Origin of the sequence: Bergeriella denitrificans NBRC 102155 (assembly GCF_001592185.1) — a bacterium.
Taxonomy (GTDB): Bacteria; Pseudomonadota; Gammaproteobacteria; order Burkholderiales; family Neisseriaceae; genus Neisseria; species Neisseria denitrificans.
In genome coordinates this window covers 1-1,195 of record NZ_BCWL01000333.1, presented here as the reverse complement: position 1 = coordinate 1,195, position 1,195 = coordinate 1, and the positions used below count along the sequence as shown (strand labels likewise).

Annotated in this window: 2 protein-coding genes; both read left to right on the top strand. The window is 52.1% G+C overall.

Translation table 11 applies throughout. From position 1 onward, the window contains the following. The first annotated feature begins 238 nt into the window (after window positions 1–238). Window positions 239–670 carry a 50S ribosomal protein L13 gene (gene rplM / locus BDE01S_RS10615; protein WP_066081379.1) on the top strand — a complete coding sequence of 144 codons (432 nt, stop codon included), beginning with the start codon at window positions 239–241 and terminating at the stop codon, window positions 668–670. 9 nt (window positions 671–679) lie between these two features. Next, complete coding sequence (rpsI, locus tag BDE01S_RS10610) at window positions 680–1,072, top strand: 30S ribosomal protein S9 (protein ID WP_002227789.1); 393 nt, start codon at window positions 680–682, stop codon at window positions 1,070–1,072. The last annotated feature ends 123 nt before the right edge of the window (window positions 1,073–1,195 follow it).

Below are 1,195 nucleotides of genomic sequence, written 5' to 3'. Positions count from 1 at the left end.
ATACCGCCGCCTGCAGGCCGCCCTGTTCTCATATTGAAGGATTGCCCGCAGCCGGAGCAGCCCGCACAAGCCGTCTGAAAAACCGCATACCGCCGTTTTTTCAGACGGCTTTTTCCCGCCCGCCCGCCGCGCTGTTGCATTTCGCAAATAATCTTGCGCCACAGCCTTGAATATGATTGACAAAAAACCCGCAGCCCTTTAAAATCTGCAACTTTCTATATCTATCTGGATTTCCACTATGAAAACCTTTTCAGCGAAACCGCACGAGGTGAAGCGCGAATGGTTCGTCATCGACGCCCAAGACAAAGTTCTGGGTCGCGTGGCTGCCGAAGTCGCACACCGTCTGCGTGGCAAACACAAACCCGAATACACCCCTCACGTTGACACCGGCGACTACATCATCGTTATCAACGCTGACAAACTGCGTGTAACCGGCGCCAAATTCGAAGGCAAAAAATACTTCCGTCACTCAGGCTTCCCGGGTGGTATCTACGAGCGTACTTTCCGCGAAATGCAAGAGCAATTCCCGGGCCGCGCTCTGGAACAAGCCGTAAAAGGCATGCTGCCTAAAGGTCCTCTGGGCTACGCCATGATCAAAAAACTGAAAGTGTACGCAGGCGCCGAGCACGGCCACGCTGCACAACAGCCCAAAGTATTAGAATTGCGATAAGGACACGACATGAACGGTAAATACTACTACGGCACAGGCCGCCGCAAAAGTTCAGTGGCTCGTGTATTCCTGACCAAAGGCACCGGCCAAATCATCGTAAACGGCCGTCCGGTTGACGAATTTTTCGCCCGCGAAACCAGCCGCATGGTTGTACGTCAGCCTCTGGTTCTGACTGAAAACGCCGAATCTTTCGACATCAAAGTAAACGTAGTCGGCGGCGGCGAAACCGGCCAATCCGGTGCCATCCGCCACGGCATTACCCGCGCTTTGATTGACTTTGACGCTGCTCTGAAACCCGCTCTGTCACAAGCCGGCTTCGTTACCCGCGACGCCCGCGAAGTGGAACGTAAAAAACCGGGTCTGCGCAAAGCACGCCGCGCCAAACAGTTCTCCAAACGCTAATCCCGTTTTCGGAAATTCAAAAACCCGCCTGCTTATCAGGCGGGTTTTTATTTTTATACCGTCTATTATAGTCAGAGAAATTAATTTCTCCGATTATATTGAGATATTTTTATTGTTTTCAAC